Here is a 7891-nt window from a genome sequence, read left to right as displayed (position 1 = left end):
GGGTGAAAAAAGAATGTTTAGAATAATTGGGATAACTAAAATATTTTACCGAATAATTAAGGTGAAATTCCTCTCCTTTAAAGGAAAAACAAGAAAAAATTTTCCTTTTATTCAATCCTCTTCCTTTTAGGGAGAGGTAATTATCAATTATCAATTATCAATTATCAATTATTGAATTCTTCCTTCTGACACCTCTAGAATTATGTCCTCAAATACAGACTTACAAACAATAGTATTACAAAACCAAAAACAGGCAGAAATTTATTTATCCCAAGGCAAAATAGAACAAGCGATCGCCTGTTATGAAAAAATTCTAGAACTTCAACCTGAATATTGGGGAATTTACCAAAAATTGGGAGATATTTACCTCCAAGAAGAAAATTTTTCACAAGCTATTACTATTTACCAACATGCCATTCAACTTAATCCTAATTTTTCCTGGTTTTATCACAAATTAGGAGAAGCTTTAATGCAACTTCAACAGTGGGAAAAAGCTGTCACAGCATATCAACGTGCTATAGAACTTAACCCTGATTTTTCTTGGTCATATCAGAAATTGGGAGAGAGCTTTATTCAACTATCAAAATGGGATTTAGCAACTACAGCATTTAGACAAGCAATTAAACTGAATCCTGATTTTTATTTATCTTACGAAAAATTAGGAGAAGCACTGACTCAACAAGATAATTTACATGAAGCGGTAACTGCCTACCAAAAAGCCGTAAAAATTAATCCTAATTCCTATTGGTCTCACAATAAATTAGGAGAAACTTTAATTAAATTAGGTAAATTAGACCAAGCTGAGACTATTCTGCAAAAAGCTATAGAAATTAATCCCAAGATTTACTCTGCTCACCATAATTTAGGAGAAGTGTTATTCAAACAACAAAGAGAAACAGAAGCTATTGTCAAATATTATCAAGCCATCAAAATTAATCCTAATTCTTATTGGTCTCATAACTCATTAGGAGATGCTTTAGTAAAATTAGAAAATTGGCAAGAAGCCATAACAGCATACCGTCGTGCTATAGAAATTAATCCTAACTATTATTGGTCTTATAATTCATTAGGAGATGTTCTAGAAGCTACAGGAAAATCAGACCAAGCAATTACCAGTTACTTAAAAGCAATAGAACTTAATCCAGAAATAGATAGACCTCATTTATGTTTATGGAATTTGTTTCTCAAACAAGATAAATGGGAAAAAGCAGAAAAAATCTACCGCCAAGAAATTGAAAAAAATCCTCATAACTATTGGCTATGGAATTACCTAGGAAATACCCTAGTCAAACAACAAAGATTAGATGAAGCGATCGCCTCTTATCAAAAAGCTATTTCTATTCAACCTAATATTTCGGAAATTTATCAATTTTTAGGGGATGCTTTTATTCAACAACAAAAGTGGGATGAAGCTGCTGTTGTTTATCTGCGTGCTGTAGAACTTAATCCAGAATTATCTTGGTCAAATTATAATTTATGGCACACTTTAGAGCGTTGCGGAAAATTAGATGAAGTAGTCAATTTATACCGAAAGTTTATTCAACAAAATCCAGATTCATATTTGTCCTATATAAATCTCGGAGAAATTCTGACAAAACAGAATCAAATAGATGAAGCAATTATTTGTTACCAAACTGCTTGTTATCAACAAACTTTAAAATCTCATCCCTCCCTTTACCAAAAACAGTGGAATTTGACAGACATTCAAAATCCTAACTTTCTAATTATTGGAGCAGGAAAAGGAGGAACTACCTCCTTATTTAGTTATCTCATCCAACATCCTCAAATTTTATCCCCCGTTGTCAAAGAAATAAATTTTTGGTCGATGAACTTTGACAAAGGAATAAATTGGTATCTCTCTCATTTTCCTGCCATTCCAAACCATGAAAATTTAATAACTGGAGAAGCAAGTCCTAGTTATTTAGGAAATTGGGAAGCACCAGACAGAGTATTTAATTACTTTCCCAAAATCAAATTAATAATTATGTTGAGAAACCCTGTAGATAGAGCTATTTCTCACTACTATCATTGGTTGAGAATAAATAGAGAAAATCGTTCTTTAGAAACAGCATTAAATCAAGAATTAGAAAATTGGCAAATGATTTATAAAAATTCCCCCTTAGACACTAATTATTGGCATCATGAATTATATTATTTAGGCACTGGTATATACATAGATTTTATCCACAATTGGATGAGAATATTTCCTCAAGAACAAATTCTAATTTTGCCCACAGAAGAATTTTATCGAACTCCAACAACCATGATGAAACAAGTATTTGATTTTCTCGGTCTGCCAAATTATAAAGTTCCTGACTACAAGAAATTAAATTTAGGTTCCTATCCCCCTATCAGTAAATCACTGCATCAAAAATTGACCAACTTCTTTCGACCTCATAATCAAAAATTAGAGGAGTATTTAGGGATGACATTTAACTGGGAAACTTAGAGATGAATGACTCAGAGTTAGGAAAAAAATTTCGATAACAACAGTAGGTTTAAGCTGTTAATTTCTCCCACAACCATGATGAAACGAGTATTTGATTTTATGAATTTGCTTAACCATCAAATTCCCGACCACCAGAAATTCAATGGAGGGTTTTATCTATCTATCAAGAAATTACTTCACCAAAAATCGACCAATTTATTTCGAGCTGAAATTCCTCAATTATAATCAGACTTATATATGAAATTTAGCTGGGAAAATGGAAGATGAAATGAGTATTTGATTTTCTCAATTTACCCAACCATCAAATTCCCAAATACCAGAAATTAAACTTAGACTCTTATCCACCTATCAAAAAATTACTTCACCAAAAATTGACCAATTTATTTCGACCTTATAATCAAAAATTAGAATTAGACTTACAGATGACATTTAATTAGGAAACTAGAGATGAATGACTAAGAATTAGGATAAAAATAGTGGGGAGAAGCTGTTAATTTCTCCCACAACCATGATGAAACAAGTCTTTGATTTTCTCAATTTGCCCAACCATCAAATTCCCCACTACCAAAAATTTAACTGAAGGTCTTATCCATTTATAAAGTTCCTGACTACCGAAAATTAAACTTAGGATCTTATCCACCTATCAATAAATCACTTCACCAAAAATTGACCAATTTATTTCGACCTCATAATCAAAAATTAGAGGAGTATTTAGGGATGACATTTAACTGGGAAACTTAGAGATGAATGACTCAGAGTTAGGAAAAAAATTTCGATAACAACAGTAGGTTTAAGCTGTTAATTTCTCCCACAACCATGATGAAACGAGTATTTGATTTTATGAATTTGCTTAACCATCAAATTCCCGACCACCAGAAATTCAATGGAGGGTTTTATCTATCTATCAAGAAATTACTTCAGCAAAAATTGAGAGATTTCTTTCTACCTCATCATCAAAAATTAGAATCAGACTTACAGATGACATTTAATTGGGAAAATGGAAGATGAAAAGAGTATTTGATTTTCTGAATTTGCCCAACTATCAAATTCCCGACTACCAGAAATTTAACTTATGCTCCTATCCACTTATTAGGAAATTATTGCCTCAAAAATTTAGATATTTCTTTCAAGCTGAAATTCACAACTATGAATCAGACTTAGATATGAAATTTAACTGGGAAACTAGAGATAGATGATTAAAAGTTAGGAGAAAAATTTCGAGAAAAGCAGTGCGATAAAGCTCTTAATTTCTCCCACAACACCTGATGAAAGGAGTCTTTGATTTTCTCAATTTGCCCAGCTATCAAATTCCCCACTACCAAAAATTCAACGGAGGATATTATCCACCTATCAAGAAATTACTGCCTCAAAAATTTAGAGATTTCTCTCAAGCTGAAATTCACAAACTAGAATCAGACTTAGAGATGACATTTAACTGGGAAAATGGAAGATGACAGGAGTATTTGATTTTTTCAATTTGCCAAACTATCAAATTCTCGACTACCAGAAATTAAACTTAGACTCTTATCCGCTTATCAAGAAATTACTGCCTCAAAAATTGAGAGATTTCTTTCGAGCTGAAATTCACAACTATGAATCAGACTTAGATATGAAATTTAACTGGGAAACTAGAGATAGATGATTAAAAGTTAGGAGAAAAATTTCGAGAAAAGCAGTGCGATAAAGCTCTTAATTTCTCCCACAACACCTGATGAAAGGAGTCTTTGATTTTATCAATTTGCCCAACTATCAAATTCCCGACTACCAAAAATTCAAAGGAATCTTTGATTTTCTCAATTTGCCAAACTATCAAATTTCCAACTACCAGAAATTTAACTGAAGGTCTTATCCATCTATCAAAAAATTACTGCTTCAAAAACTGAGAGATTTTTTTCTAGCTGAAATTTACAAATTAGAATCAGACTGAGAATAGATGATTAAAAGTTAGGAGAAAAATTTCGAGAAAAGCAGTGCGATAAAGCTCTTAATTTCTCCCACAACACCTGATGAAAGGAGTCTTTGATTTTCTCAATTTGCCCAGCTATCAAATTCCCCACTACCAAAAATTCAACGGAGGATATTATCCACCTATCAAGAAATTACTGCCTCAAAAATTTAGAGATTTCTCTCAAGCTGAAATTCACAACTATGAATCAGACTTACAGATGAAATTTAACTGGGAAACTAGAGATAGATGATTAAAAGTTAGGAGAAAAATTTCGAGAAAAGCAGTGCGATAAAGCTCTTAATTTCTCCCACAACTATAATGAAACGAGTCTTTGATTTTCTCAATTTACCCAAATATCAAATTCCCCACTACCAAAAATTAAACGGAGGATATTATCCTGTTATCAAGAAATTACTTCACCAAAAATTGAGAGATTTCTTTCAAGCTGAAATTCACAAACTAGAATCAGACTTAGAGATAACATTTAACTGGGAAAATGGAAGATGACAGGAGTATTTGATTTTTTCAATTTGCCAAACTATCAAATTCTCGACTACCAGAAATTAAACTTAGACTCTTATCCGCTTATCAAGAAATTACTGCCTCAAAAATTGAGAGATTTCTCTCAAGCTGAAATTCACAAACTAGAATCAGATTTAGAGATGACATTTAATTGGAAAACTTGAGATGAATTACTACGAATTAGGAGAAAAATTCCTAGAACAACAACAGTGGGATAAAGCCGTTAATGCCTACCATCAAGCAATAAAGCTCAACCCAAATTTTTCTTGGTCTTACTATAAATTAGGACAAGCTTTGACTAAACTACAAAAGTGGGATGAAGCTATTACAGCTTACCGTCAAACTATCAAATTAAATCCTGATTTTCCTTGGTCTTACCATAACTTAGGAAATGCCCTAATTAAACTAGAAAAATACTCAGAAGCTGTCGTTGCTTACCGTCAAATTATTAAAATTAATCCTGATAGTTATTGGGATTACAATAAATTAGGAGAAGCACTGGTTAATGTTGGAGAATTTGAGCAAGCCATTGTTTCTTATCAAACAGCAATTCAACTCAAACCAGAACTTAAAGGTACTCATCAAAAATTAGCAGATATTCTTTTTCAAATTGGCAAACTAGGAGCAGCAGAAATAGCATATCGTCAAGCAATAAAACTAAATCCAGAAGTAGTTTGGTATCGTCAATGTCTGGGAGATGTTTTACTTAAACAAAAAAAATTAGATGAAGCGATCGCTATTTATTTGGAGGTTGCTCAAGTTAGACCGGATTTACCTTGGATGCACCTACAGTTAGGAGATGCTTTTGCCCAACTTTCTGAATCAAATTTAGATGAAATTATCAATTATTATTGTCAAGCTATTAAAAATCCAGACCAATATCCTATTTATCAAAAAGCACTATATCTCATCAGAGAAAATCCAGAACTATACTTAAAATTAGGCACAGCTTTAGCACAAGCAAATCAGATTTCTGGAGCCATCATTATCTATTATATGTTGCGAGAAATATTCCCTAGTAAATATCAAATAGATATCCTTCGGGAATTAGAGAAAATATTACGGCAAAAAATTCAACTAGAACAAGATTTAAACTCATCTTATGTTGCTGTAGAAACTAAACGAGATAGTCAATCTTACTATTATCTAGGATTAGCTTTAACCCAACAACAAAAATGGTTGGAAGCTTCTATTGCCTATCATCGTGCTATAGAAATTAATCCTGATTTTGCTTGGTGGTCTGATACTCGTCTCTGGGAAACCTTTGAAAAATTAGGCAAACTTGAGGAGACAGTAAATTTATTTCAGAAACTTATTGAAAATCAAAATAATTCAGTTTCCACTTACCTAAATTTAGCAGAAGCTTTAACTCAAGTAGGCAGAATTAATGAAGCGATAAAATATTATCAAACAGCCTCTAAAAATTATATTTATAAAACCCATCCCACCTTTGTTAACCAACACTGGAATTCAGAACAATTATCAGAAGCCAACTTTCTAATTATTGGAGTAGGCAAAGGAGGAACCACCTCTCTTTATAGCTATATAACTAAACATCCCCAAATTTTACCTGCCATCAAAAAAGAAATACATTTTTGGTCTTTCAATTTCCATAGAGGTATAGATTGGTATCGGGCACATTTCCCTCCCATTTCAGAGTCAAAAAATTTTTTAACTGGAGAAGCAAGCACTACCTATTTTGATGCTCAATATGCTCCCTGTAGAATCTTTCATTTTTTTCCCAAAACCAAACTAATTCTCATTATGAGAAATCCTGTTGATCGAGCAATTTCTCATTACTATCATCAAGTACGTTTAAATAAAGAATTTCGTTCTTGTGAAGTAGCTATTAATTCTCAACTTGAAAAACTCAGCAAAATTTATCATCCTAATTATTGGAATTTTGCAGGAGATTATATAGCTTCTGGCGTATATGTAGAATTCCTCAAGAAATGGTTAGCTATTTTTCCTAGAGAACAATTACTAATTTTGAAAAGTGAAGACTTTTATAGTGACTCGGCAAGTACGATGAAGCAAGTTTTCGACTTTCTAGGTTTGCCAGATTATCAAATTCCAGATTATCCAAAATTAAATGCTGGTTCTTATTCTTCTATTAGTGAATCACTTCGACAAAAATTAAGTGATTATTTTCAACCTCATAATCAACGTTTAGAAGAATATTTGGGTATCAAATTTAATTGGTAGAAAGTAAGCATTCAGCCATCAGCTATTACTTATGTCTTATAAACTTCCTCTTCTTACCTCCTAACCAAAAAATTTTGGTCTCAAGTCTCCCCTTTTTAGAGGATAAAAAAAAGAGAATATTCCATATTTCAAGCCTCCTTATTGCAGAGGTACTAAAGTCCGTAGTTCCAACCTTATGAGGCCAACTGATCGCTGATAACTGAAATGACTTCTCTCTTTAATCTTTACTATTTTTGACATCTTCCCCGGCCTAAAGGCGCGGGGATTCCTACTGAGCCGTAGCTCCTCGGCGAGTTGACGTTTTGCTGGCGCAAAGCTCCGCTAACACAGGCTGCTGCTACTTTTGCAGTAGTCTTACGCTTGCCTCCACGTCCGTTTAATGTCTCGGACTGCCCGCCCGCGACTAATATATTTATTGCTGCATTTTCGTCTCTATCATGTTTTGCACCGCAGTTGAGACACTCCCATTCTCGAACCTGAAGGTCTAGCTTCCCACCTTTAAAGCCACAATTTGAGCAAACTTGACTTGTAGGTTCCCACCTGCTAATGACTCTAAAATCACGACCGTATTTCTCAGCTTTTCCTTCTAATAAAGTTCTAAATTTTCGCCAACCTAAATCAGATATAGCTCTGGATAATGTGCGGTTTTTCACCATCCCAGAAACATTGTCATACCTCTAAAACAACTGTTTGGTTTTCACGAATTATTTTAGTAGATAATTTATGCAGAAAATCTGTCCTGGCATCTTTCAATTTTCCATGGAACT

The 7891-nt window shown here is 33.1% G+C and carries 10 protein-coding genes; 9 read left to right on the top strand and 1 reads right to left on the bottom strand.

Translation table 11 applies throughout. The features are described from left to right. Positions 1 to 202 precede the first annotated feature (202 nt). The 9 genes from F6K23_RS26825 (at position 203) to F6K23_RS26785 (ending at position 7124) form a co-directional block, all read left to right on the top strand. Positions 203 to 2449: a tetratricopeptide repeat-containing sulfotransferase family protein gene (locus tag F6K23_RS26825; RefSeq protein ID WP_293161450.1), complete on the top strand. Its 2247-nt coding sequence runs from the start codon at positions 203 to 205 to the stop codon at positions 2447 to 2449. An 840-nt stretch (positions 2450 to 3289) separates the two neighbouring features. Further along, positions 3290 to 3457: a hypothetical protein gene (locus tag F6K23_RS26820; RefSeq protein WP_293161449.1), complete on the top strand. Its 168-nt coding sequence runs from the start codon at positions 3290 to 3292 to the stop codon at positions 3455 to 3457. Beyond that, entirely contained in the window at positions 3454 to 3645 is a 192-nt protein-coding gene (locus F6K23_RS26815; RefSeq protein WP_293161448.1) for a hypothetical protein, read from the top strand. Before F6K23_RS26820 ends, F6K23_RS26815 begins: the two co-directional genes overlap by 4 nt. 69 nt (positions 3646 to 3714) lie before the next feature. Next, positions 3715 to 3903 carry a hypothetical protein gene (locus F6K23_RS26810; protein WP_293161447.1) on the top strand — a complete coding sequence of 63 codons (189 nt, stop codon included), beginning with the start codon at positions 3715 to 3717 and terminating at the stop codon, positions 3901 to 3903. Then, on the top strand, positions 3900 to 4091 hold the full coding sequence (locus F6K23_RS26805) for a hypothetical protein (RefSeq protein ID WP_293161446.1): 192 nt from the start codon (positions 3900 to 3902) through the stop codon (positions 4089 to 4091). Before F6K23_RS26810 ends, F6K23_RS26805 begins: the two co-directional genes overlap by 4 nt. 364 nt (positions 4092 to 4455) lie before the next feature. Next, complete coding sequence (locus tag F6K23_RS26800; protein ID WP_293161445.1) at positions 4456 to 4647, top strand: hypothetical protein; 192 nt, start codon at positions 4456 to 4458, stop codon at positions 4645 to 4647. A 68-nt stretch (positions 4648 to 4715) separates the two neighbouring features. Continuing rightward, entirely contained in the window at positions 4716 to 4904 is a 189-nt protein-coding gene (locus tag F6K23_RS26795; RefSeq protein ID WP_293161444.1) for a hypothetical protein, read from the top strand. After that, entirely contained in the window at positions 4901 to 5083 is a 183-nt protein-coding gene (locus tag F6K23_RS26790) for a hypothetical protein (protein WP_293161442.1), read from the top strand. Before F6K23_RS26795 ends, F6K23_RS26790 begins: the two co-directional genes overlap by 4 nt. A 1-nt stretch (position 5084) precedes the next feature. After that, positions 5085 to 7124 carry a tetratricopeptide repeat protein gene (locus F6K23_RS26785; RefSeq protein WP_293161441.1) on the top strand — a complete coding sequence of 680 codons (2040 nt, stop codon included), beginning with the start codon at positions 5085 to 5087 and terminating at the stop codon, positions 7122 to 7124. A gap of 227 nt (positions 7125 to 7351) precedes the next feature. On the opposite strand, the gene F6K23_RS26780 is transcribed toward F6K23_RS26785, so the two are convergent. Beyond that, positions 7352 to 7780, bottom strand: a complete 429-nt coding sequence (locus F6K23_RS26780) for an RNA-guided endonuclease InsQ/TnpB family protein (protein WP_367267832.1) — start codon at positions 7778 to 7780, stop codon at positions 7352 to 7354. Positions 7781 to 7891: the final 111 nt, after the last annotated feature.

The sequence above is a fragment of the Okeania sp. SIO2C9 genome (assembly GCF_010672455.1).
In the GTDB taxonomy this organism is placed as follows: domain Bacteria; phylum Cyanobacteriota; class Cyanobacteriia; order Cyanobacteriales; family Microcoleaceae; genus Okeania.
This window is presented reverse-complemented; position numbering and strand designations above follow the sequence as displayed.

Bases quoted from the DNA above. Each gene is read 5' to 3' on its own strand.
- F6K23_RS26785 (WP_293161441.1), top strand. From the start codon at position 5,085: ATGAATTACTACGAATTAGGAGAAAAATTCCTAGAACAACAACAGTGG.
- F6K23_RS26800 (WP_293161445.1), top strand. From the start codon at position 4,456: ATGAAAGGAGTCTTTGATTTTCTCAATTTGCCCAGCTATCAAATTCCC.
- F6K23_RS26820 (WP_293161449.1), top strand. From the start codon at position 3,290: ATGAATTTGCTTAACCATCAAATTCCCGACCACCAGAAATTCAATGGA.
- F6K23_RS26825 (WP_293161450.1), top strand. From the start codon at position 203: ATGTCCTCAAATACAGACTTACAAACAATAGTATTACAAAACCAAAAA.
- F6K23_RS26795 (WP_293161444.1), top strand. From the start codon at position 4,716: ATGAAACGAGTCTTTGATTTTCTCAATTTACCCAAATATCAAATTCCC.
- F6K23_RS26805 (WP_293161446.1), top strand. From the start codon at position 3,900: ATGACAGGAGTATTTGATTTTTTCAATTTGCCAAACTATCAAATTCTC.
- F6K23_RS26780 (WP_367267832.1), bottom strand. From the start codon at position 7,780: ATGGTGAAAAACCGCACATTATCCAGAGCTATATCTGATTTAGGTTGG.
- F6K23_RS26810 (WP_293161447.1), top strand. From the start codon at position 3,715: ATGAAAGGAGTCTTTGATTTTCTCAATTTGCCCAGCTATCAAATTCCC.
- F6K23_RS26815 (WP_293161448.1), top strand. From the start codon at position 3,454: ATGAAAAGAGTATTTGATTTTCTGAATTTGCCCAACTATCAAATTCCC.
- F6K23_RS26790 (WP_293161442.1), top strand. From the start codon at position 4,901: ATGACAGGAGTATTTGATTTTTTCAATTTGCCAAACTATCAAATTCTC.